Genomic DNA, 23782 nt, shown 5'->3' with positions numbered 1-23782 from the left:
GAGCGGCCATTCTCACGTCACGATCTGCAACGGCAAGGCGGTCGTCTTTTTCAGCGTCTTGAGCACGATGCTCGATTTGACCGAGGCCAGATTGTCGGTGACGCGGATCATTCTTTCGAGAAACTGGCTGAGATGGTCGAGGTCACGCGTCATGACCTTCATCAGAAAGTCGGCGTCGCCCGTCTGCGAATAACATTCCAGGATCTCCGGCGCGGTCTCGATGAAGCGATGGAGCCGCTCGTTTCCGCCCTCGGTATGGGCTCGGAGGCTGACGAGCGTATGCGCGACGACGGTGAAACCCAGTTTGACAGGATTGAGGATAGCGACGACGCTCTGGATATATTGTTCCTTGCGCAGCCTTTCCAAACGACGCGCGCATTGGGTCGCCGAGAGATTGACCTTCTGAGACAGTTCGCTCTGCGTCAGCTCGCTGTTCTGCTGGAGAGCGGCAAGCAATTTGACATCGAACTGGTCGAGCATGGCCCGCCTCGCATATAAGGGGAATTTCTGCGCAATATAGCCGTTCTTCGCCGATTGTCTGCATCGATATCCCAGCGAAGGGAGATAATCGCAGAAATTCGTCGCGAAAGTTCCTTTAATCTCCGGCCAATGACATCAAAAAACGGAGGTGGACCTGTGTTTGAGGAACTGAAGAACCGGCCGGCCGATAGCCTGCTCGCACTCATCAAGGCCTTCCAGGTCGACGATCGTCCCGAAAAGATCGACCTCGGCGTCGGCGTCTATCGCGATGCCATGGGACGCACGCCCGTCATGCGGGCCGTCAAGGCGGCGGAGCAGTTTCTCCTGGAGACCCAGGACAGCAAGAAGTATCTCGGCCCCGAAGGCGATCTGCAATTCGTGCGCCTGCTTGAGCCGATCATCTTCGGCAACTCGCCGAAATTCGCCCAACGGCTCGCAGGTATTCAAACGCCGGGCGGCAGCGGCGCGCTCCGTCTCGGCGCGGAGCTCATCCAAACGGCAAACCCATCGGCGAAGGTTCTCTTGGGAACGCCGAGCTGGCCCAATCATGCACCGATCTTCGCTTCGGCACGCTTGGACGTGAAAGAATACGCCTTCGTCGACCTGGCTTCACAGCAGGTGACATTCGAAAGCGTCGTCGAGGCCCTGTCTTCCGCTGGGGAAGGCGACGTCGTGCTGCTTCATGGCTGCTGCCATAATCCCACGGGTATCGATTTCACCATGGAGCAGTGGCGAGAGATTACCGATCTCCTCGTGGCGCACAGGCTCGTGCCCTTCATCGATCTTGCCTATCAGGGGCTGGGCGACGGTCTCGAACAGGATGCAGCGCCGACGCGCATGATCCTCGACACCGTCGAGGAAGCGCTGATCGCCTATTCCTGCGACAAGAACTTCGGCCTCTATCGCGAACGCGTCGGCGCACTCTACGCCGTGGCCCGCAACGCCGATGACGTCGCGAAGGCCGAAAGCAACATGGCGGCGCTTGCCCGCGTCAACTGGTCCATGCCGCCGGATCATGGCGCCGCCGTCGTCAGGGCCATTCTCGAAAGCGCAGAAATGACGGCGATGTGGCGCGTTGAACTCGACGAGATGTGCGAACGCATCAACGGCAATCGCGCGGCGCTGGCCGCTGCCTCGCCCGAGCTGGCTTTCATCAGCCAGCAGCGCGGCCTGTTTTCCAATCTCTCCATGCGTAAGGAAACGGCAGTCGCGCTCAGGGCAAACCACGGCATCTACATGGCGGATTCCGGGCGCATGAATCTTGCCGGCATGCAGCCCGCCGATGCCGGCGCCATCGTCGCGGCGCTCCGGGCCGAAGGCTGCCTGAAATCATAACCGAACACATCGTTGGAGCCTCCGAATGAGCAGGAAAGAAACGACCGGCCAAGCGATCACCCGTTCGCTTGTCGCCCATGGGATCGATACGGTCTTCGGCATCCCCGGCGCCCATATGTATGATTTCAACGACGCGCTTTATGACGCCGGCGACAAGATTCGGTTCATTCATACCCGGCACGAACAAGGTGCTGGCTACATGGCCTACGGCTATGCCAAGTCCACCGGCCGGATCGGCGCCTATACCGTCGTCCCCGGCCCTGGTGTGCTCAATTCGGGCGCGGCCCTCTGCACCGCCTACGGCGCCAACGCGCCCGTGCTCTGCATCACCGGCAACATCATGTCGCACCTGATCGGCCGAGGCAGAGGACAGCTGCACGAACTGCCGGATCAGCTCGCGACGATGCGCGGGATTACCAAGACGGCCGAGCGCATCAACCACCAGTCCGAGGCCGGTTCCGTTATGGCTGGGGTCGTCGCCAAGATGCTCTCAGGCCGCCAGGGGCCGGGAGCGGTCGAAGCGCCTTGGGACGTGTTCGGACAGTCCGCCCCTGAAATCGACGTTCTCGTTGGCGCGAGAGCGCCCCATCCGGCCGTCAATCCCGATCAGATCGCTGCCGCGGCGGCGCTGATATCAAGCGCAAGCAATCCGATGATCATGGTCGGCGGCGGCGCGGCGGATGCCGGCTCGGAGATCGGAGCGTTAGCGGAATTGCTGCAGGCGCCGGTCACGTCGCATCGCTCCGGCAAGGGCATCGTCCCCGACGACCATCCGAACTATCTGAATTTCGTCGCCGCCTATGAATATTGGAAGAAGGTCGACGTGCTGATCGGGATCGGCAGCCGACTCGAATTGCAGTTCATGCGCTGGAAGTGGCTGCCCAAGGGGCTCAAGATCATCCGTATCGATATCGATCCGACCGAAATGGTCCGGCTCAAGCCGGATCTCGGCATCGTCGCGGACGCCAGGGATGGAACGCAGTCGCTGATCGATGCGCTGGCCGGTTCCAGCCGTGAGGATCGCACGCGTGAATTTGCTGAACTCAATGAAGAGGCAAGGTCTCGTTTTTCGGCGGTGCAGCCGCAGCTTGGCTATCTCGAAGCCATTCGCGAGGCCCTGCCGAGAGACGGATTCTTCGTCGAAGAGATCAGCCAGATGGGCTTTTCCGCCCGCTTTGCCTTCCCGACCTATGGCCCTCGCCAATACGTGACATGCGGCTACCAGGACAATCTCGGTTTCGGTTTCAACACCGCCTTGGGCGTGAAAGTCGCCCATCCCGATAAAGCTGTGGTCTCCGTTTCAGGTGACGGCGGCTTCATGTTCGGCGTCCAGGAGCTTGCCAGCGCCGTCCAGCACAAGATCGCCGTCATCGCCATCGTCTTCAACAACTCCGCCTACGGCAATGTGCTGCGCGACCAGAAGCAGACCTACAAGGGCCGCACTCTCGGCTCGGATCTGACCAATCCCGATTTCGTCGCCCTTGGCGAAAGTTTCGGCATCCGATCCTTCAAGGCGACGAGCCCCGACGAATTGAGAGACATACTGGAGAAAGCGCTCTCACTCGATGAGCCCGTCCTCATCGAAGTTCCGGTCGAAAAGGGATCGGAGGCAAGCCCCTGGACGTTCATCCATCCGGCTCCGCACGAATGACCGAAAGGACTTGAAGCCCCGTCAAGGTGATTTGAGAAAGATCGTCGCCAGCGGCGGCAGCGTCAGCGAGAGCGAATGCCGCCTGCCGTGCGCGGGTACGGGTTCGCTCGACACTGCGCCATTGACGAGGCCGGAGCCGCCATATTCGCGCGCATCCGTCGTCATCCGCTCGATCCATACGCCGTCCTGCGGCACGCCGATCCGGTAGCCGTAACGCGGCACCGGCGTTAAATTCGAGACGATAAGGACGGAGGACGAGCGCTCCCGGCTGTAACGCAGCATGCCGAGGACGGAGTTGACGGCGTCATCCGCCGCAGCCCATTCGAACCCTTCGGGATGGAAATCGCCGAACTGCAAGGCCGGCTCTTCGCCGTAAAAGCTGTTCAAATCCTTGACCAGCCGCTGAAGCCCGGCATGCGCCGGCCGGTCCAGCACGTCCCAGGAGATTGACGCATCATGGTTCCACTCGCCCGGCTGGGCGATTTCGCCGCCCATGAACATCAGCTTCTTGCCGGGATGGCCCCACATGAAGGCGAGGTAGCTGCGCAGATTGGCGAATTTCTGCCACTCGTCGCCCGGCATCTTGCCGAGCAGCGAGCCCTTTCCATAGACGACCTCGTCGTGCGAAATCGGCAGGATGAAGCGCTCGGAATAAGCATAGATCATGCCGAAGGTCATCGTGCCGTGGTGGTAGCTCCGGTAGACGGGATCCTTCTCGATATAGCTCAGGCTGTCATGCATCCAGCCCATGTTCCACTTCATGTCGAAGCCGAGCCCACCCTCTTCCGGCGGCTTGGTGACGCCGGGCCAGGCCGTCGATTCCTCTGCGATCGTCATCGCATGCGGGCAGCGCTCATGAATGATGCTGTTCAGGTGCTTGAAGAATTCCACCGCTTCCAGGTTCTCACGGCCGCCATACTGGTTCGGAATCCACTCCCCCTCGTTGCGGCTGTAGTCGCGGTAGAGCATCGAGGCGACGGCATCGACGCGCAATCCGTCGATATGATAGCGTTCGAGCCATTCCAGCGCACTGGCGATCAGGAATCCTTTCACCTCGTTGCGGCCGAGATTGTAGATCAGGGTGTTCCAGTCGCGATGAAAGCCTTCCCGCGGGTCCTCGTGTTCGTAGAGCGCGGTGCCGTCGAAGCGGGCGAGCCCCCAAACGTCGGTGGGAAAATGGGCCGGCACCCAATCGAGGATGACGCCGATCCCGGCGCCATGGCAGCGGTCGACGAAATAGGCGAGATCCTCAGGCGTGCCATAACGGCCGGTCGGGGCGAAGAGGCCGAGCGGCTGATACCCCCAGGAGCCGCCGAAGGGGTGCTCCATGATCGGCAGCAGCTCGATATGGGTGAATCCCATCTCGCGAACATAGGGAACGAGCCGCTGGCTGAGTTCGGCCCAGTCGAGCGACCGCCCGCCATTCTCCCGCAGCCAGGAACCGGCATGCACCTCGTAGACGGAGATCGGCCCTTCCAGTCTTTGCTCTCGCGACCGGCCCTTCATCCAATTGTCATCCGTCCATCGAAATCGTGTCGAGGATGCGACGATCGAAGCGGTGGACGGGGCGGCTTCGCTCGCTCTCGCCACCGGATCGGCCTTCTGCGGCAAGCAATTTCCATGCGGATCGATGATCTCGAACTTGTATCTTTCGCCGGGCGCCAGCCGGGGCACGAACAGCTCCCAGACGCCGGCGGACTGCCTCAGCCGCATCGGGTTTCGCCGCCCGTCCCAGGCGTTGAAATCTCCGACGACCGAGACGCGGCGGGCATTTGGCGCCCAGACGGCGAAGCGGACGCCGGCGACGTCGTCGACCGACATTTCAACCGCGCCGAGCGTCCGGCTCAGGCTGTAATGGGTGCCCTCGGAGATCAGGTGGAGATCGAGCTCTCCGAGCAGAAGCCCGAAACTATAGGGATCCTCGGTGATCTGCTCACCATCCGGCCATGTGATCCGCAACCGGTAAGGCATCCTCGAACCCATCGCCGCCGCAAACAGGCCGGAGGGGTGAGCGATGCTGAAGGGTGTCACCTCCCTGCCGCTCGCAGCTTCGATGAGATCGACGCCTTCGGCACCCGGCAGATAGACGCGCACGATCGTCATGCCGCCGCTTTCATGCGGACCGAGGATCGAGAAGGGATCACCGTGGCGTCCCTCGATCAGGGCCCAGAGGGCATCCTGTCCGATGCCGGCGAGAAGTTCCGAGCGTTCAACATTCATGCCGTGACCCCCGCCAAGCGCGATACGATTTCGGTAAGGCCGGCGAGCGGGATCGGCAGCCACTTCGGCCTGATGCGGGCCTCATAGGCGATTTCATAGGCGGCCTTTTCGAGAAGAAAGGCATCGAGAACCCTCCGTCGTTGTTCGATCGGCATGGCGAGCGCCTTCGAGGTGGAGACTGCCTGCCAATAGGCATCGAGAAAAGCCTGTTCGGCATTGCGCCCGAAACGGGCGATGGCGTCACGACGCACCTCGTTTTCGTGTTCGGTGACCGCGTCATTGTCGAGCTGCGCGGTGGCGACGAGGTAGCTCAGCGACCTCAGAAGCCCGGCGACGTCACGGAGCGGAACGGTCTTGGCGCGGCGTTCGGCGAGATTTTTCGCGGGTTCGCCTTCGAAGTCGATGATGACGGCGTCGCCCTCGCTGACGAGGATCTGGCCGAGATGGAAGTCGCCATGCGTGCGCGTCATCAGCGTCCCGCGGGCGCTCTCTGCCAGACGCGCGCCAAGTTCGACGAGCTCGGAACGGCGCTCCAGAAGCGGGCGGGCGAGCAGATCGATCGCGGGATCGGCATTCTCGTCGCGTTCTGCCAGTTTCGACATGGCATAGGCGACCTCGCCCGCCACCGCCTTCTTGATTGCCTCGACCTCATCGTTACCGGCGACGACAGGGCTGAAAGCCTCGTCGGCGTTTTCTCCGGAGAGGACCACATGCAATTCGCCGAGCCTCATGCCGACCATGGCAACGAAGCTGATCAGCGGCCGGAAGACGTCGTCGCCGGGCTCGACCGCCGGATCGTTCAGCACGAGCTCGTCGGCCGCGCGGCGCAGATTGTTCAGCATCCAGTTCCAGGCGTCGCCCTGGTTGCGGATCGCACCTTGGACGATAATCAAGGTCGAGCGGCGGCCGCTGGAATCGGTGTGTGCGACCTCGCCGAGCAGCGGCGCGGTATGGTCGTAACCCGCGCAGGTCAGAAACCGCGTCATCTCGACTTCCGGATGGACGCCCGGAAAGATGTGCCGGATCAGTTTGATCATGGCGACGTCGCCGACGATCAGCGAACTGTTCGATTGCTCGGCCGAGAGCCAATGAACCGGCATGCCGTCGGTAACCTGCAGGCGGTCGAGCCGCTCGGTGCCGAGAAATTCGAGGGTGCCGGTACGCCCGGTGATGCGCGAGCGGTCGGCCAGCCCGCGCATGATGCCGCGCGCCATCGGCTCAATCGCGAAACCGTCCGTCAGGAAGCCGACGCGCCTGCCCTGGCGAACCCGCCCGAGGGCAAGCTGCTGGGTCAGAGCGGAGGGTTGCGCGTCATCCCAGGCGACTGCCAGCGGCAGCTGATATGATTCGCTGTGATCCGGTAGCTCCACCTCCAATTCGCCGAGGACGATCCCGTCGGCATAAGGGATCGGCGTCGCCGAGATCAGCCGAGCCGCCTGAAGCGGCTGGTCCTTCGCGCCGAACCACCGCCGCCTGGAGAGGTAGGCGGGCAGAATTTCATTGCTGAGGACGCGTCCCAGCCGCGGCTCATCGACGAGGTCGAGCAGGCTGCGGCGCAGAACCATCGTCACGAGGTCGGGAAGCTGTTCCGGCGGCGCGGTGCGCCATGCCGGCGGATCGGCATCCGCTTCCAGCTGAAACCAGAAGAAGCCGTAGGGCGGCAGCGTCAAAAGATAGGTCAGTTGGCCGATCGGCGGAAACGGTGACATGCCCGTCAGTTCGATCGGCACGCGGCCCTCGAAAGCCGAGAGGTCGAGCTCGACCGCCTGGGGCAGTCGCGAGAGGTTTGCGACGCACATCAGCGTCTCGCCTTCATATTCCCTGAGATAGGCCAGGATCTTGCGGTTCTCAGGAGAGAGGAACCGCAGCGAGCCCCGCCCGAAGGCCGGATGCCGACCACGCAGCGCCAGCATCTTGCGCGTCCAGTTGAGCAGCGAATGCGCATCGGTGCTCTGGGCTTCGACATTGACGGCCTCGAAGCCATAGAGCGGATCGGCGATCAGCGGCAGGACGAGGCGCGCCGGGTCCGTCCGGGAGAAGCCGCCATTGCGGTCGGGTGACCATTGCATCGGCGTCCGCACCCCGTCGCGGTCGCCGAGATAGATGTTGTCGCCCATGCCGATCTCGTCGCCGTAATAGATGACGGGCGTTCCCGGCATCGACAGAAGAAGCGCGTTCATCAGCTCGATGCGCCGGCGGTCGCGCTCCATCAGCGGCGCCAGGCGTCGCCTGATGCCGAGATTGATGCGGGCGCGCTTGTCGGAAGCATAGGTCTCCCAGAGATAGTCCCGCTCGGCGTCGGTCACCATCTCAAGCGTCAGTTCGTCATGATTGCGCAGAAAGATCGCCCATTGGCAATTCTCCGGGATTTCAGGCGTCTGACGCAGGATGTCGGTGATCGGGAAGCGGTCTTCCTTGGCGATCGCCATATACATGCGCGGCATCAGCGGGAAGTGGAACGCCATGTGGCATTCGTCGCCTTCGCCGAAATATTCGCGCGTGTCCTCCGGCCACTGATTGGCCTCGGCAAGCAGCATCACGCCGGGATGAGTAGCGTCGAGGGCGGCGCGGATGCGCTTGAGGATCGCATGGGTCTCGGGAAGGTTTTCGTTGATCGTCCCCTCGCGCTCGACGAGGTACGGAATCGCATCGAGGCGGAAACCGTCGATGCCGGTCTCCAGCCAGAAGCGCATCACCTTCAGCAGCTCCTCCATAACGAGCGGGCTGTCGAAGTTGAGATCCGGCTGGTGGGAATAGAAGCGGTGCCAATAATAGGCGCCGGCGGCCGCGTCCCATGTCCAGTTGGATTTCTCCGTGTCAAGGAAGATGATCCGCGTTTCCGGGAATTTCTGATCGCTGTCCGACCAGACATAGAAATCACGCTCCGGCGATCCCGCCGGTGCCTGGCGTGCGCGTTGGAACCAGGGATGCTGGTCGGAAGTGTGGTTGATGACGAGCTCGATGATGACGCGGATGTTGCGCTGATGGGCGGCGTCGACGAAGGCGCGGAAATCCTCCATCGTTCCGTAATCCGGGCTGACATTGCCGTAATCTGCGATGTCGTAGCCGTCGTCGCGTCGCGGTGAGGGAAAGAAAGGCAAAAGCCAGATGGCGTTGACGCCGAGTGCTGCGACGTGATCGAGCTTCTGGTGCAGGCCGGCAAAATCGCCGACGCCATCGCCATTGGCGTCGTAGAACGACTTGATGTGCAGCTGGTAGATGATCGCATCCTTGTACCAGAGCAGCGGGTCGACGCTACCGGGATTCATCGTGTCCATTCATGCCTCCGCTGCGCGAACGCGCCAGATCGCAAAAGGCAGGATTTGTGGATTGAAACCCACTCTCTGCCGTTTGCCGTTCCACCTGAACCGTTGCCCCGTGACCAAATCCTCGGCGTCGAGCGCGCCGTCGTCCCCAAGCCCCCATTTCCACAGAGGCAGCTCGATATCGCTTTCCTGAATATGATGCGGGTCGAGGCTGATCGCGATCAGCAACACATTGTCGCGGGCGCGGCTCGCCTTCTCGAAGAACAGGATGTTGTCATTCCAGGCGTTCAGCAGCGTCAGCCCGAGATGCGAATGCAGGGCGGTGTTTTCGTTCCGGATGCGGTTCAGCATCCGGATTTCGCCGATGATGTTGCCCGGCCGGTCGTAATCCCAGGCGCGGATCTCGTATTTCTCGCTGTCGGCATATTCCTTGCGTTTGGCATCGGGACGCCCCTCGCAAAGTTCGAAACCGTTATAAACGCCCCATAGTCCGGAAAGCGTCGCGGCGAGTGCCGCGCGGATCAGGAAGGCCGGACGCGGCGCGTTCTGGAGAAAATCCGGGTTGATGTCGTGGGTGTTGACGAAGAAATGCGGGCGGAAGAATTCCTTCGGCGCCGTCTCGGTCAGCTCGCGCATATATTGCTCGAGCTCCCACTTGGTATTGCGCCAGGTGAAGTATGTATAGGACTGGGAGAAGCCGATCTTCGCCAACCGGTACATGACCTTCGGCCTGGTGAAGGCTTCCGACAGGAAGACGACCTCGGGATGACGCGCCCTGATATCGCCGATCAGCCATTCCCAGAAGGGAAAAGGCTTGGTGTGCGGGTTGTCGACGCGAAACAGCTTGACGCCCTGGTCGACCCAGAGCTGGACGATGTCCCGGAGCTCCACCCACAGAGAGGGCAGCGCGTCTTTCGTATAGAAATCGACATTGACGATGTCCTCGTATTTTTTCGGCGGGTTCTCGGCATATTTGATCGTGCCATCAGGCCTCCAGTCGAACCAGCCGGGATGCTCCGTCAGCCAGGGATGATCGGGCGAAGCCTGGATCGCAATGTCGAGCGCGATCTCCAGCCCATGCCGGCCCGCCTCCTCGACCAGCCGGCCGAAATCCTCGAAATCGCCGAGCTCGGGATGAATGGCATCATGGCCGCCCTCCTCGGAGCCGATGGCATAGGGGCTTCCGGGATCATCAGGCGCGGCCTTCAGGCTGTTGTTGCGTCCCTTCCGGTTGGTCGATCCAATCGGATGGATCGGTGGGAAGTACAGCACATCGAAGCCCATGTCGCGGATAGCAGGCAATCTTGGGATGACGTCGTCGAAGGTGCCGTGCCGGTTCGGATCGCCGCTCTGCGAGCGCGGGAAAATCTGGTACCAGCTGGCAAAGGCTGCCGATTTGCGTTCGGCATCGACGGCGCTTGTCGTGGAGCGAAGCCGGAAAGGCCGCCTGTCAGCCTTGTTCATCAACTCGGAGGTCTCGGGGTCGAGCAAGATCGCCGTGCGCTCGGCATCCGCCGCGTTTTCAAGACCGTCGATGAGCGCCTGCAACTCGGCGCCGAGTGCCGGCGGCGCTTCAGCCTTCGCGGCGCGGACGAGGTTCAATCCCTCCTGAAGTTCCAGCTTCAGGTCCAGCCTGGCATCGTTCTTCTTGGTCAGTTCGTAGCGGAAGATCGCAAACGGGTTCTTCCACGCTTCGACTGCGAACTCGTAGCGCCCGATGCGCTCCAGCAGGAATTCGGCACGCCAGCGGTCGTTCTCGACCAGCTGCATCTCGGTCTCTTTCCACTCCGCCATGGCCTCGTGCGGCCGCCAGAGCAGGACGGCCGCGATCGGATCGTGGCCGTCGGCGACTATATCGGCCTCGACGGTGACGGTCTCGCCGACCACACGCTTGACAGGAAAACGTCCGTCATCGACGCGCGGCATGATGCTTTCGATGGCAAGCCGCGGCGAGGCGATCGCCTGCTCGACGTCGAGGGCGGGCCGGGATGCGATCGGCTCCGGCGCTTTGGCTTCGATGATCCGTGTCTCTCCTGCCCGCAGGCGCAGGACGGCGCCACCGGCCGCGACGGGAAGATAACCGGAGGCCGCCTCGCGCAGCGCCGTCATCGGCGCGGATGCGCTTCTCCTGAGGTCCCGGTTAATCAGGACGAACCGCACATTTGATGCGCTGCGAAGATCCTGCTCCTCGGATTGCACAAGCGCCGAAACCGGCCCGTTGGCGTTGCGGATCAGGCGAAGCGATGGCGCGCGCGCCTGGCCGGCCCTGCCAATTTCGGCATTGGCGACGCGTATCTCGGAGGAGATGTCGAAGGCGAGATCATGGCGCAGCCTCCGCAGCCCCGAACCATCGCCGTGGGTCGGATCGAGCGGCGTCGCCGCACCATATTCGAAACCGATCGGAACCATGAGGCCGCCGCCGAGCGAGGCGGCGAGCCGCAGCGCTCTGACGGCACGTCGCTCGAGGATTTCACGGCTCTCGGTCCCATGCGCAATCCGTCTGGCAAAGGGCGGTTCGGGAAAGGCGACCTGCCAGCCGAGCGCCTCCTGGACGCGATGCTCCTCGACGAACCATCTCTCGTCGAGATCCCACCAGGCCATCGATGAAAAACATCCTGAAAAGCCCGCATCCGCGATCGCTCTTCTTACCGCAAAATCGGTGCCGGGCGTCCAGGCGAGGAATTGCGCGTCAGCCTTCTCGCGCACCGCGGCGATCAGCGATTTGAAAAGCGCCGGTGCGGCGCGGTCGATCCCGAGCACCCGGTAACCGGAGAGGCCGAGCCCGGACAGCCGCCACAGCCGTTCGGCCCACTCCCCCAACAAATGCAATTGCCGCTCGGACCCGATCGTGTTCATCGGCTCCGCCGGATCGAGCGGCGAGCGTCGAGGATCGACCGGATGAAAGCCCGCTTGCGCATCGCCGACTTTGCCGTCGAGCATCAGGTCCATCATCAGGCCGACGCCGCTCTTGTCAGCGGCCTCCGCCAAGCGCGATATCCCGTCATCGACCGCGCTTCCGAGCTGCAGTTCAGGATCGAGGCGATCGAAATCCCGGGAGGTAAAGACGCTGCAGTCCCCGCCTCGGTCGAAGAGCGGCGCCGTCAGAACATAATCAAAGCCGGTATCCGCCGCATGGCCGAAAACCTCGCGCCATGCGTCGATGCCTTGGAGAAGTAGCGGATTGACATAATAGATCCGGGGTGGGGTGCTAAGCGCACCCTGCTTCGCAGAGAGTAACATCGGCCGCCGCCTCGATTTGCTTTTCAGGCAAACTTCCTTTGGCGGAGGTTGTTCCACTCAAGCCGTCAATTCACGGCTGTATGGGGCATGGCAAGCGTGACGCGCCTGCGCGGCGAGATGGGAGGCGACAGCGTGAGGCAGGTCGACCACGCTTAACGAGAGAAGGAAGGTCTCACGATTATCCGGTAGAGTTATTGCCGCCATGCGTTAAAAGATCCGCTGTCTTATCGAGCGGTTGAGAGCCCATCAATGCTTCGATCACTAGTCTTCACCACCGCCCTGTCTGTCTGCATGCCGTTCCTCGCCTCCTGGAGCATCGAGACCGACTGCTCGACACGGGACAAGCACGGTCTGTTCGACATCCGCGAAGAGGCCAGGCGTTTCATCGCACAGGAGAACGCCAAGGGGCAGGAGCGCTGGGACGTACTGGAACCCAATGCGAAGGTGCTCGTGCCTCGATGCGCAGTGCCCCTGCAGACACGATGGACGCCGAAGAGCCTTGGCCGCTCGAAGCCCAGCGTAATGGTGATCTGCGCTGCCGCTGTGCCGAACGCCGTGATGGAACGGTGGGATGTGCCAGTGCCGGTGGAGCGGAAATCGGGGAGCCCTTAGAGGGCGAGCATCCAGACGAGATTTGATGTAGTAGATGATATCGCTGCGATTGCAATGAAGGCGAGCAGACATGAACCCAGCGGTAGAATTGTGCTCCTATCCCGGACTTGATGAGCGCATCGTCATCCTGCGGGCGGGAGACGAGGTCGATGCCGTGTTTGTGCGGACCGAGAGGTTCAATGTCCTGATCGATACGCTCGGCACGCCCGAACTGTGCCGGATGGCGCTGGATCTGTTTGGGGACAGAGGCGAGGATTGCCCGCTGATCGTCGTCAATTCGCATATGGATTGGGATCACTTCTGGGGAAACTCTGCGGTTTCCGGGCGTGCTCCGATCATCGCGCATGCGGCAGCACTCGACCGTCTGCGTGATGGCTCGACGCAGCAGGTCCTGAAGGACAAGGCGAGCCAGGAATCGCGGTTTGCGACTGTCGAACTCATCGGCCCCGATATCACCTTCTCCGGCTCGATGGTCCTGAACGGCGGCGATCTGACGCTCGAACTCATTCATACGCCGGGACATACGCCTGATCATATCGCCGTGTGGATTCCGGAACTCCGCATCTGCCTGGCCGTCGACGCGGTGGAATATCCCATTCCCGAAGTCTGGAGCAGGAGTGCCGATGATCTTCGCCAGATCCGCTCCTCGCTCACGCGGATCCGTGACCTTGATGCGAAATTGGTCATTCCCGCGCACGGCAGAACATCTTCGCCTTCGGCAGTGGATGAGAACCTTGCCTATTTCGAAGCCCTGGCCGTTCGCGTCGGCGGCCTGAGTGAAAGCCAGCTGGCTGACCCGCAACTCGGCAGCACAAGTGGTTTCCGGCTTGAAGACTTCGTCGCCATTCCCGACGGAATGCTTTCGGACACGGCGGCGTTCTACCGGAACTGCCATGAGACGAACCTTGCCGCTACGGTTCAGGCCCATGTCGAAAAACTGAAATCTGCCTAGGAGGCCATGCGTGGAATTATTGCAGGGCGGGCGAACAGGGCAGATCTGGCGCGACGGCGATACCGTCATCAGACCGGCAGGCGCATGGACGCCGACCACGCACCGGTTCTTGCGCCATCTCGGACGCAAAGGCTTTCCGGCGGCTCCGCAGCCCATTCAAATTACCGGCGACGATCAGGAGGTCGTCAGCTACGTCGCCGGGCGAGTCTGCGAAGACCTCAGTGATCCCCTTATCGGATCGGAGCGCATGCTGATGTCCGCAGCAAGACTTCTGCGCGATTTTCATACGGCATCTCAAGGCTTTCTGGAATCGGATGACGATGCTCAGATATGGATGCTGCCGCCGCAGGAGCCGCGTGAGATCGTCTGTCACGGAGACTATGCGCCCTACAATGTCGCCACCGTCAATCAGGAGGCTGTCGGAATTATCGATTTCGACACTGCCCATCCCGCCCCACGCCTTTGGGATCTCGCCTATGCGGTCTATCGCTGGGCACCCCTCTCCGATCCTGCCAATCCCTCGGTGGCATTCGGTCTCGACGACCAGCTGCGGCGGGCGGAAATCTTCTGCAACGCCTATGGAGCGACGATGGAAGAACGGCGTGGGCTTCCCGAGATGGTCTGCAGGCGGCTTCAAGCCCTTGCCGATTTCATGTTGGCAAGGGCTGCGGCCGGCGACGAGATCTTCGCGGAAGACGTCGATGCAGGAGACGCCAGGCTCTATCTGAACGACATCGGCTATATCGGTATACACCGAGATCGGCTGCTGAAAGCGCTGTCCTGACTAAAGCCATTTTCGCCGGCGGAAGAAGCCGAAAAGGCTGAGGCAGAGGACGGCGATGACGCCCAACACGACGAAATAGCCATACTGGAATTTCAGTTCCGGCATGTCGCTGAAATTCATCCCGTAAATGCCGGCGATCGCGGTGGGAACGGCGAGAATCGCCGCCCAGGCGGCGAGCTTGCGGGCGATTGCCGTCTGTTCCGTCTGGCCGATCATCACGCTGGCTTCGAAGGCGAAGGCGAGCACCTCTCGCAATGCATCGATATCCTCCTGAACCCGGCGCACATGATCGGTCACATCGCGAAACAGCGATTGCAGCGTCGGATCCATGCCGGGAAGATCGATATGCTCGTATCGCCGGCAGACGTCGACGAGCGGCACCACTGCGTTGCGCAGCCGCAGAAGCTTGCGCCGCAGCATGTAAAGCCGCTCGATGTCGGATTTTCCCAGCTGTTCGCGCAGCACGAGATCCTCGAGCATCTCGACCTCTTCCTGCACCACCTCGATGACAGGCATGTAGTTGTCGACGATGAAATCGAGGATGGAATAGAGAATGTAGTTCTCGCCATGGGCAAGGGCGGCGGGCGTCGCCTCGCACCGCTGCCTGACCGCGAGATAAGAGGAGGATTCGCCGTGGCGAACGGAGACGACGTAACCGCGGCCGACAAAGAGATGCGTTTCGCCGAAGACGATTTCACCGTCCTTCATATGGGCGGTGCGGGCGACGATGAACATCGCCTCCCCGTAAATTTCCAGCTTCGGGCGCTGGTGGGGCTGCGCCGCATCCTCGATCGCCAGCGGATGCAGATTGAACTCGGCCTGTATCTGATGCAGCAGCACTTCATCCGGCTCGTGCAGACCGATCCAGACGATGGCATTCTCCCGGTTTCGCCACTCGCCGGCTTCCTCTATTTTGATGTCGCGAATACGCTGCCCATGCTCGTAGACGGCTGCGGCCACGACGCCGCGCCGCTCATAAGGAGGCGACGCCGACCCGCTGCCGACCCGCGCGGAAACACTGTCCAGATCCTTCAGCCGTTCCAAATCCTGCCGTCCTCCCCGTCCCGCGGATCGCGTATCCGCAACCAACGCCGGTCAGGCGTTGCGCCGATCATAATGCCATTTCGTAAAACATGCATCCGCTTCGGCACGGGGACCGGCTAAACCCTCACTATCCGGAAAAACGCCGAACCAATGGCCAGAGGGGGACGGCGCGCCTCCATTTCTATCCACCGAGACCTGAAAGCCATGCACGAATATCCTCCAGTGAGCGAATACGGATCGAGGAGTTGTCGCGCGAGGGCATAAAATCCCAGCTCTGCCAGAACCGCTCGGCTTCTTCATCGATCGCACGGACGACGATGGCCCGTCCACCGACGATATCAGCTCCGGCAACGCAGCGAAGAAAGGCATCCTTCACGAGTGCCGATCCGATACCTTTGCCCTTATAGCGGCTATCCACGGCCAATTGCCCGATCAAGAGGCAGGGAATTGGATCGGGCGGACGTCCGGTTCTGATCTTGCGTGATACGACGTTGGGCTCGATGACCGTCGGTGCGAGGCCGTAATAGCCGATCACCCTATCATCGTCGCAAACCACAAACGTCCGGGTAAATCCACGTTGCTGGTTCGATGTTGCAAAGTTCTGTAGCCAAGAATCGAGGGAGGGCTTGCCGCAGGAGAACCCCTGAAGTCGATGACGCCAGTCAAGAAGCTCGACATTCGACAGCGCCACCGGTCAATTTTCCCAAGGCGCCTTGCGCTGCAAGCGTTCTACTACCTTCGGCGATGGCGCGGATGGTGCCGCCTCGATTGCCGCCGCAAAGGCATCGAAAGCATCGGGAGACAGGCGGATGACGCTTTCGTTCAGGATCGCCATCTGCGCCTCATGCACGGCAGCGCGTCGCATAAACTCTGTCCGGGAGAGACCCGTGAGCGCTGCACCACGGTCAATGACTGCCAGATCCTCATCGCGAAAACGCATTGATACCGGTATTTCCTTGCGGGGAGCGGTGTTTGCCATGGTTTCCCTCATGAGGCATTGGGAAGTTACATAGGCGAATGTAACGCGGAACGCAATACATTAAAAGTGCTTCTGCTTAACTGACAGCGCAATACTCATGCGCCGTGCGGCCATCCATGCGGCGGGTGGTACGCCGTTGAACCAGGCGAATGACCGGCTCCCTCCGGCCGGCACATTATGAAAAGGGAACATGAAGGCGCCCGGCGATGGCCGGGCGCCTTTCAGTCGTCATGAGGCGAAGGCCGGATTGCGCCGCGCGCCCATTCTCAGCACGAAATAGATCGCCCCGCCGATGGCGACGCCGAAGAACCAGCCATAGGTGCCCCACCAGTCCGGCAGGATGGAGGTGAAGGTCGGCAGGATCGAGGAGAACAGCGCACCGACCGCAAAGGCGATGAAGGCATTGCCGTGCCAGCCGTTCTGGAACCGGAACTCGCCATTCTCCTGGTAGAGCGCCTCGACGTTCAGCTGGCTTTTCCGGATGAGATAATAGTCGACCATCATGATGCCGAAGATCGGCCCCATCGTCGAACCGATGAAGTTGACGAAGTGCGCCGCACCCGTCTCCCAGGGAGCAAACGGATAGAGCACGAGGGCGATCAGCGCGGCGATATATCCGCCGCGCTTGAAGTTGATCTGGCGCGGAAAGACATTGGCGAAGTCGAAGGCCGGCGAGACGAAATTCGCCACGACGTTGATGCCGAGCGTTGCCACCGCGAATGTCAGCGCCGCAAGCAGCGCCAGGAACCAGCTGTCGAATTTCGCCGAGATCATTTCCGGATGCAGCAGGACCTCGCCGTATACGGTGAAGGCGGCCGTGGTCGTGACACCGGCGACGAGGCAGAATGCCAGGAGGTTGATCGGCAGGCCCCAGAGATTGCCCTTCCGCAGCGCCTTTTCGCTCGTCGCGTAACGCGAGAAATCGCAGAAGTTCAGATAGAGCGCGGCGAAATAGGTGATCCAGGTGGCGGCCACGGCAGCAAGTGCGGCAATCGAGCCGGGCTCGCCGGGCACGCCCGCGTCCTTGGTCTTTTCGATCAGCACGTCACGCGGGATTTCGGAACCGAAGGAGAATGTGCCCGATTTGGTGACGAGATAGACCGCGAGGATCAGCATCATGATCCAGACGGCAGGACCCGCCCAATCCTGGAACTTACGGACCGTTTCCATGCCGCGCTGAATGATCAGCAGCTGCAGCGCCCAGACGATGATGTAGCAGATAAGCTCAAGGGTCGAATGGCCGAGCATGTGGCTGTTCTGATGGAAGGCGAGCAGGCTCTCGTTGCGGATCAGCAAGGCAACAATCGCGCCGGATGCGGCGGCGGTCTGCGCGCCGTACCAGAAGCAGGCGACCACCGCTCGGACCAGCGCGGGAGCATTGGCGCCGAAGGTGCCGAAGGAGGCGCGCGCCAGAACCGGAAAGGGGACACCGGTGCGCACGCCGGCATTTCCGACCAGGCTCATCAGGAAGAAGATGACGAGAGAGCCGATGCCGATGGCGATGACGAAGTTCACGAAGCTGCCGCAGAGCAGAAACAGGCTTGCCGCCAGATAATAGCCCCAGAGACTATGCACGTCCGACGTCCAGACGTTGAAGATGCTGAATGCACCCCACTTACGCTCCTCCGCGGGCGCAAGATCCTCGTTGTACAACGAGGGAGACGGATTTTGAATGCTCATAATGCCCTCCCATATCCCCAGTGGCCGACTCGGCCACGATGGAAGTCTGCGCTTCATTTAGGCATCTGACAATTTAATAGTCACATTGTACACAATCCTGATGGTCCGGATGTACAGGCTCCTGACCTAGAGCAATTCAACGCCGTGCCGTTCCGCTCCGGGTGGGACGGCATCGCCTGCGCCTTCCCAACCATCTTGCCGCCGCCCGCGTTGCAACGGCCGCCGCAGCGGCGGCAGGCGATGGACGGCGAAATCTGGTCTTCATGCCTCAGCCAAGGCTTCGGCCCGAACACTTTCATCCCGGGGGATTCTGAACCATGCTACATAGAGCGCCGGCAGGAACAGCAGGGTGAGCGCCGTGCCGATGACGATGCCTCCCATCATGGCGTAGGCCATCGGACCCCAGAAGATCTCGCGCGAGATCGGGATCAGCGCCAGGGTTGCCGCCGCCGCCGTCAGCATGATCGGCCGCATGCGGTGCTCGGTCGCCTCGATGACCGCCTGCCATGGTGGGACGCCTTCGGCGCGCAGATGCTCGATCTGCACCACCAGGATGACGGAGTTGCGGATCAGGATGCCGATCAGCGCCAGAATGCCGAGGATGGCGACGAAGCCCATGGGAGCATTGCTCAGCAAAAGCGCCGCCACCACGCCGATCAGGGCCGTCGGCGCCACCGCAAAGACCAGGAAGAGGCGGCTGAAGCTCTGCAGCTGGATCATCAGGATCGTCGCCATCGTAAACAGCATCAGGGGAGCCACGGCCGCAATCGGTCCTTGCGCCTCGGCGCTGGATTCGACGGCGCCGCCGATTTCCACCTTGTATCCGACAGGAAGGTTTTTCTGGAACTCCTCGACCTTCGGCTTCAGCTGATCGACAATCGTAGCCGGCTGCGTCGAGCCGATGACGGCCGCCTTGAGCGTGATCGTGGGCTGCCGGTCGCGACGCCAGATCGTCGGCTGCTCGAGCTCGTAACGGAAATTCGCGACGGCCGACAAAGGCACGACTTTGCCGTTGGAGGTGGAGAGCTGCAGATTCTGAAGAGTCTGGATGGAGTCGCGCTCGGATGCCCTGGCTCGCCCGACGACGTTGACCAGGTAGATATCATCGCGAATCTGCGTTGCCGTCGAACCTTCGACGATGCCGTTGAGCGCGGTTGCTATGTCTTCGGAGGAGACGCCGAGCTGGCGGGCCTTGTCCTGCAGGACGTCGAGCTTCACAACGCGGGAAGGCTCGTTCCAGTCCAGCACCATGTTCGACAGCAGCGGATGCGAACCGACGACGCCCGCAAATTGCTGGGAGATATCGCGGACCTTCTGAATATCCGGGCCGCTGATCCGGTACTGGACCGGCTTACCCACCGGCGGGCCGATATCGAGAAGCTTCACGAAGGCGTCAGTGCCCGGGAAGGTCTTCGTCAGATAATCCTGCAGCTCCGCCCGCACCTTGTCGCGCACGTCGAGGCCTCTGGTGACGATGATGGTCTGTCCAAAGGTGACGTCGGGCGTCTGCACGTCGAAGGACAGGATGAAGCGCGGCGCTCCCTGGCCGACATAGGTCGTCCAGTGGTCGATATCCTTATTGTTTGCCAGCATGTCCTTTTCGAACTTGGCCATCTGCCTGTTGGTCTCAGCGATCGAGCTGTTGTGGGGCAGGTTCCAGTCGATGACGAGCTCGGTTCTGTCCGAGTTCGGGAAGAACTGCTGCTGCACCAGCCCCATGCCGCCGACCGAAAGGGCGAAGACGCCAACCGTCAGCACGATGGTGATCCAGCGCCAGCGCATAGCGAGCGTCAGCAGCCAGGAGAAGACGGCGGCGAAACGCCCCTTCTTCTCGTGGTGCGACTTCATCGTCTTCGGCAGGATCGTGACCCCGAGAAGCGGCGTGAACAGCACGGCGACGATCCAGGACACCACGAGCGAAACCGCGATGACGACGAAAAGCGTGAAGGTGAATTCGCCGGCCGCACTGCTGTTGAGGCCGACCGGGATGAAGCCCGCGACGGTCACCAGCGTTCCCGTCAGCATCGGAAAGGCCGTCGAGGTGTAGACGTGGGTAGCGGCCTTCCTCAGATCGTCGCCCGCCTCCAGGCGGGCCACCATCATCTCGACGGCGATCATGGCGTCGTCGACGAGCAGCCCGAGCGCGATGATGAGCGCGCCGAGCGAGATGCGCTGAAGCGAAATGCCGGAATATTCCATCACCACGAAGGTGATCGCGAGCACGAGAGGAATGGAGATCGCCACCACCATGCCGGCGCGAAGGCCGAGGCTGATGAAGCTGATGACGAGCACGATGACGATCGCCTCGAAGAGCGCCCGGGTAAAGCCCGAGACAGCCTCATCGACGACATGCGGCTGGTCGGAAACACGGTGGACATCGACCCCGATCGGAAGATCGGCGACGACCTGTTTCATCCGCGCGTCGAGCGCCTCGCCGAACTCCAGCAGGTTGGCGCCCTGCTTCATGCCAATCGCAAGCCCGATCGCCGGCTCTCCATTGAAGCGAAACAGCGCCGAGGGCGGATCGACGTAACCGCGCTTGATCGTGGCGACATCGGTCAGCGGGAAGAAGCGGTCGTTGATGCGAAGGTTGATCGATCGCAGGCTCTCCTCGGAGGTGAATTGCCCGCTCACCCGCAAGGCGATGCGCTCCGGGCCGGCATCAACGAAGCCGGACTGGGTGACGGCATTCTGGGCCTGCAGCGTCTGGATGACCGACTGCTGGTCGATGCCGAGCGCTGCGATCTGGCGCGTGGAGAATTCGAGATAGATCGCCTCGTCCTGAGCGCCGATCACATCGACCTTGCCGACATTCGGCACTGTCAGAACTTCGGAGCGTGCATTTTCCACGAGATCGCGAAGCTGGCGCTGGGTCAGCCCGTCGCTGGTGAAGGCGTAGATGTTGCCGAATACGTCGCCGAAGCGATCGTTGAAGAAGGGACCGACGACCCCGCTCGGGAAATCGCCCTTGATGTCGGCAATCATGTTGCGGATGCGCAGCCAGGTCGGCGCGACATCCTTAGCCTTCGTCGTCGGCAGCAGCTCGACGAAGACGGTCGTCTGGCCGGCGACGGTCTGGCTTTTGGTGTAGTCGAGCGATTCCAGTTCCTGGAGCTTCTTCTCGATCCTGTCGGTCACCTGCCGCGTCACCTCCTCGGCGGAGGCGCCGGGCCACTGGGCGGTGATGACCATCGTCTTGATGGTGAAGTTCGGGTCTTCCTCGCGGCCGAGGTTCAGGTAGGAGAAGGCGCCGGCGAGAATGAAGACGATCATGAAGTACCAGACGAGCGAACGGTGCTCGAGCGCCCAGTCGGAAAGATTGAAGGACTTCACTGGCTGATCTCCTGGTCGATCCTGATGGCCTGGCCATCCTCAAGTTTATGCACGCCTGCCACGACGACCCGCTCTCCCCGAGTGAGCCCTTCGGTGACGCGGACAGTGCCGCCGTCGACGACGTCGCCGTCGATCTTCACATGGCGGCGCGAAACCTTCTTGCTTGCTACGTCGACGATCCAGACGCTGGCGCCGTCGGTGCCGGCAACAATCGCCGAGGAAGGCAGCACGATCTCCGGATCGGCAGCGATTGTTGCGGAGGCAGTGATGACCGCACCGAGCCTGAAGGCTTCAGGCGGGTCGGCGAGCGCGATTTTGGTCCTGCTCGTGCGGGTGGCGGTCTCCGCCTCCGGCGCGATCTCGCGCACGACCCCGGAGGTGCGGATCGAAGGCTCGAGCTGCAGCGTCACTTCGAAGGGCGCGCCGATCTTCAGTTTCTGGGCAGCGGCCTGCGGCACGTCGACAACCGCGTCGCGCTTGTCGGGCCGGGCTATCGTGACGACCGTCTGACCGGCCGACACGACCTGGCCGACCTCGGCCGAAGTCGCCGTGACGACGCCATCGAATTCCGCCTGAAGCTGCGCATAGCCGAGCTGCTCCCTGGCTTTGTCGAGATTGGCCTGCGTCTTGGCGACGGCGGCCGCGGCCGTCCGTCTCGCCTGCTCGGCTTCTTCGAGCGAGGCTTCGGTGCCGGAGCGCGATTCCACCAGCGCGCGCTGGCGCTGCTCTGTCGTCACTGCATTTCGAAGCTGGGCATCACTGTTCTCGACGTCGGACTGGGCGCTGCGCACGGCAAGCTCCAGCGCCAGCGGATCGATGGCGGCAACGACATCACCCTTCTTGACGACATCGCCGACATTGACGTTGCGGGCGATCATCCGCCCGAGGATCCGGAAGCCGAGTTCAGTCTCGATCGTCGGCTCGATCGTGCCGGTCAGGCCGAAGCTCGTCGCGGGCGTCTGCTTGACCGTCATCGACAGCACCGGACGGGGCGCTTCACCAGTGCTTTCCTCCTGCTTGGTGCAAGAGGAAATCAGGGCCGTACCCATCATCAGTGCGATTATCTTGGGACGAATACTCACTTGGATGCTTCCTTGACGTAAGACACGATTTCGCCGGGCCTGAGGAATTTGGTGCCGTCGGTCACCACGACGTCCCCTGCCGACACGCCCGATTTGACGATGAATCTGCCGGTCTCGTAGCCGGCAACGTCGATCGCTCTCGCTGAGACCGCAGAGGATGCGGGATCGACGATCCAGACGGCCGGCTTGCCGTCCTTGGAGGTCATTGCCGACCAGGGCAGCTGGATGACGTCCTGCGGGACGTAACTGAATTTCCCGACGACGGGAGCGCCGAGCGGAATAGGAGCATCGCTTGATAGCGCGACCTTGACCCGGATGGTGCCGGTGGAAGAATCGATCGTCGGCGAAATCTCGCGCACCTTCGCGGTGATCTTCTGCGAGGGGTTCGACAGCAGGGCCACGGTGCCGTCGCCGTCGATCGGGCGCAGGAACGCACTCTCGACCACTTCGAAGACGGCATCCCGGTCGCCGTCATGGGCAAGGGTGAAGACGACCTGGGCGGCCTGCGCCACCTGCCCGACCTCGGCATTGCGGGCGGTGATCACCCCGTCGGCATCCGCCTTCAGCTCCGTATAGGACAGGGTGTCCTGCGCGGTTTCGAAAAGCGCCCGCGCCGATTTCGTCGATGCCTGCGCCGTCAGAAGCGCCTCCTGCGCCTGGTCGAGCGCCGCGCGCGTCGTCACCTGGGTTCGAAACAGGCTCTGCTGGCGGTCGAAGGCAAGCTGCGCCTGGGTCTGCTGGGCCTCAGCGGACTGAAGATTGGCGGCGGCCACATCCAGATCGGCCTTCTGTTCTTCCGGATCGATGCGCGCCAGCAGCTGCCCCGCCTTCACGGACTGTCCGACCTCGACCAGCCGCTCGACGATCTTACCACTGACGCGGAAGGACAGATCGGTCTGAACACGGGCGCGAACCTCTCCCGTCAGCGCACCGCCATCGCTCAGCGGCTCAGACCTGGCGACGACGACGCCGACCTGCCGCGCGGCAGGTTCGCTCGGCCCGCCCGGCTCGCTGCAGGAGACGAGACCGATCGTGCATACGAACGCTGTGGCGACCAGAATGGTTCTCATAGTTGACCTCTTGCTCTCAACGGCAGCTGCTATATAATTGACTGACGGATTAGT

16 protein-coding genes are annotated in these 23782 nt (G+C 62.0%); 5 read left to right on the top strand and 11 right to left on the bottom strand.

Annotated features, from left to right (window positions below):
* Positions 1 to 12 precede the first annotated feature (12 nt).
* Positions 13 to 480, bottom strand: a complete 468-nt coding sequence (locus GGD53_RS12510) for an Lrp/AsnC family transcriptional regulator (RefSeq protein WP_184456347.1) — start codon at positions 478 to 480, stop codon at positions 13 to 15.
* A 156-nt stretch (positions 481 to 636) separates the two neighbouring features.
* On the opposite strand from GGD53_RS12510, the gene GGD53_RS12505 reads away from it, so the two are divergent.
* Positions 637 to 1815: an aromatic amino acid transaminase gene (locus GGD53_RS12505; protein WP_184456345.1), complete on the top strand. Its 1179-nt coding sequence runs from the start codon at positions 637 to 639 to the stop codon at positions 1813 to 1815.
* 25 nt (positions 1816 to 1840) lie between these two features.
* Positions 1841 to 3466 (top strand): thiamine pyrophosphate-dependent enzyme, encoded by a 1626-nt coding sequence (locus tag GGD53_RS12500; RefSeq protein ID WP_184456342.1) that lies wholly within the window; start codon positions 1841 to 1843, stop codon positions 3464 to 3466.
* Positions 3467 to 3487: 21 nt separating this feature from the next.
* Here the strand turns inward: GGD53_RS12500 and glgB are convergent, their stop codons facing one another.
* The 3 genes from glgB to GGD53_RS12485 are packed head-to-tail and all read right to left on the bottom strand — an operon-like array spanning position 3488 to position 12192.
* The gene (gene glgB / locus GGD53_RS12495; RefSeq protein WP_184456340.1) at positions 3488 to 5686 is read right to left on the bottom strand and encodes a 1,4-alpha-glucan branching protein GlgB; all 2199 of its coding nucleotides are present in this window, start codon (positions 5684 to 5686) and stop codon (positions 3488 to 3490) included.
* Positions 5683 to 8964 (bottom strand): maltose alpha-D-glucosyltransferase, encoded by a 3282-nt coding sequence (gene treS, locus GGD53_RS12490; protein ID WP_184456338.1) that lies wholly within the window; start codon positions 8962 to 8964, stop codon positions 5683 to 5685. The genes glgB and treS overlap by 4 nt, the downstream gene beginning before the upstream one ends.
* Positions 8965 to 12192, bottom strand: coding sequence for an alpha-1,4-glucan--maltose-1-phosphate maltosyltransferase (locus tag GGD53_RS12485; protein ID WP_184456336.1), 3228 nt, complete (start codon positions 12190 to 12192; stop codon positions 8965 to 8967).
* Positions 12193 to 12441: 249 nt separating this feature from the next.
* On the opposite strand from GGD53_RS12485, the gene GGD53_RS12480 reads away from it, so the two are divergent.
* The 3 genes from GGD53_RS12480 (at position 12442) to GGD53_RS12470 (ending at position 14540) form a co-directional block, all read left to right on the top strand.
* Positions 12442 to 12804 carry a hypothetical protein gene (locus GGD53_RS12480; protein ID WP_184456334.1) on the top strand — a complete coding sequence of 121 codons (363 nt, stop codon included), beginning with the start codon at positions 12442 to 12444 and terminating at the stop codon, positions 12802 to 12804.
* A 70-nt stretch (positions 12805 to 12874) separates the two neighbouring features.
* Positions 12875 to 13756: an MBL fold metallo-hydrolase gene (locus GGD53_RS12475; protein ID WP_184456332.1), complete on the top strand. Its 882-nt coding sequence runs from the start codon at positions 12875 to 12877 to the stop codon at positions 13754 to 13756.
* Positions 13757 to 13766: 10 nt separating this feature from the next.
* Positions 13767 to 14540 (top strand): phosphotransferase, encoded by a 774-nt coding sequence (locus GGD53_RS12470; RefSeq protein ID WP_184456330.1) that lies wholly within the window; start codon positions 13767 to 13769, stop codon positions 14538 to 14540.
* Here the strand turns inward: GGD53_RS12470 and GGD53_RS12465 are convergent, their stop codons facing one another.
* From GGD53_RS12465 to GGD53_RS12435, 7 genes are all read right to left on the bottom strand, one after another.
* Positions 14541 to 15584, bottom strand: a complete 1044-nt coding sequence (locus tag GGD53_RS12465; RefSeq protein ID WP_184456328.1) for a magnesium and cobalt transport protein CorA — start codon at positions 15582 to 15584, stop codon at positions 14541 to 14543. It abuts the gene before it with no gap.
* A 181-nt stretch (positions 15585 to 15765) separates the two neighbouring features.
* Positions 15766 to 16275: a GNAT family N-acetyltransferase gene (locus GGD53_RS12460; protein ID WP_184456326.1), complete on the bottom strand. Its 510-nt coding sequence runs from the start codon at positions 16273 to 16275 to the stop codon at positions 15766 to 15768.
* A gap of 3 nt (positions 16276 to 16278) precedes the next feature.
* Complete coding sequence (locus tag GGD53_RS12455; RefSeq protein WP_184456324.1) at positions 16279 to 16563, bottom strand: DUF1778 domain-containing protein; 285 nt, start codon at positions 16561 to 16563, stop codon at positions 16279 to 16281.
* Between the two features lie 228 nt (positions 16564 to 16791).
* Positions 16792 to 18243 carry an NCS1 family nucleobase:cation symporter-1 gene (locus tag GGD53_RS12450; RefSeq protein ID WP_064807580.1) on the bottom strand — a complete coding sequence of 484 codons (1452 nt, stop codon included), beginning with the start codon at positions 18241 to 18243 and terminating at the stop codon, positions 16792 to 16794.
* 261 nt (positions 18244 to 18504) lie between these two features.
* Positions 18505 to 21576, bottom strand: coding sequence for an efflux RND transporter permease subunit (locus GGD53_RS12445; protein ID WP_184456322.1), 3072 nt, complete (start codon positions 21574 to 21576; stop codon positions 18505 to 18507).
* Positions 21573 to 22658 (bottom strand): efflux RND transporter periplasmic adaptor subunit, encoded by a 1086-nt coding sequence (locus GGD53_RS12440; protein WP_184456320.1) that lies wholly within the window; start codon positions 22656 to 22658, stop codon positions 21573 to 21575. Before GGD53_RS12440 ends, GGD53_RS12445 begins: the two co-directional genes overlap by 4 nt.
* Entirely contained in the window at positions 22655 to 23728 is a 1074-nt protein-coding gene (locus GGD53_RS12435; protein WP_184456318.1) for an efflux RND transporter periplasmic adaptor subunit, read from the bottom strand. The genes GGD53_RS12440 and GGD53_RS12435 overlap by 4 nt, the downstream gene beginning before the upstream one ends.
* Positions 23729 to 23782: the final 54 nt, after the last annotated feature.

The organism is Rhizobium aethiopicum, from assembly GCF_014197535.1.
Lineage (GTDB): Bacteria > Pseudomonadota > Alphaproteobacteria > Rhizobiales > Rhizobiaceae > Rhizobium > Rhizobium aethiopicum_A.
This window is presented reverse-complemented; position numbering and strand designations above follow the sequence as displayed.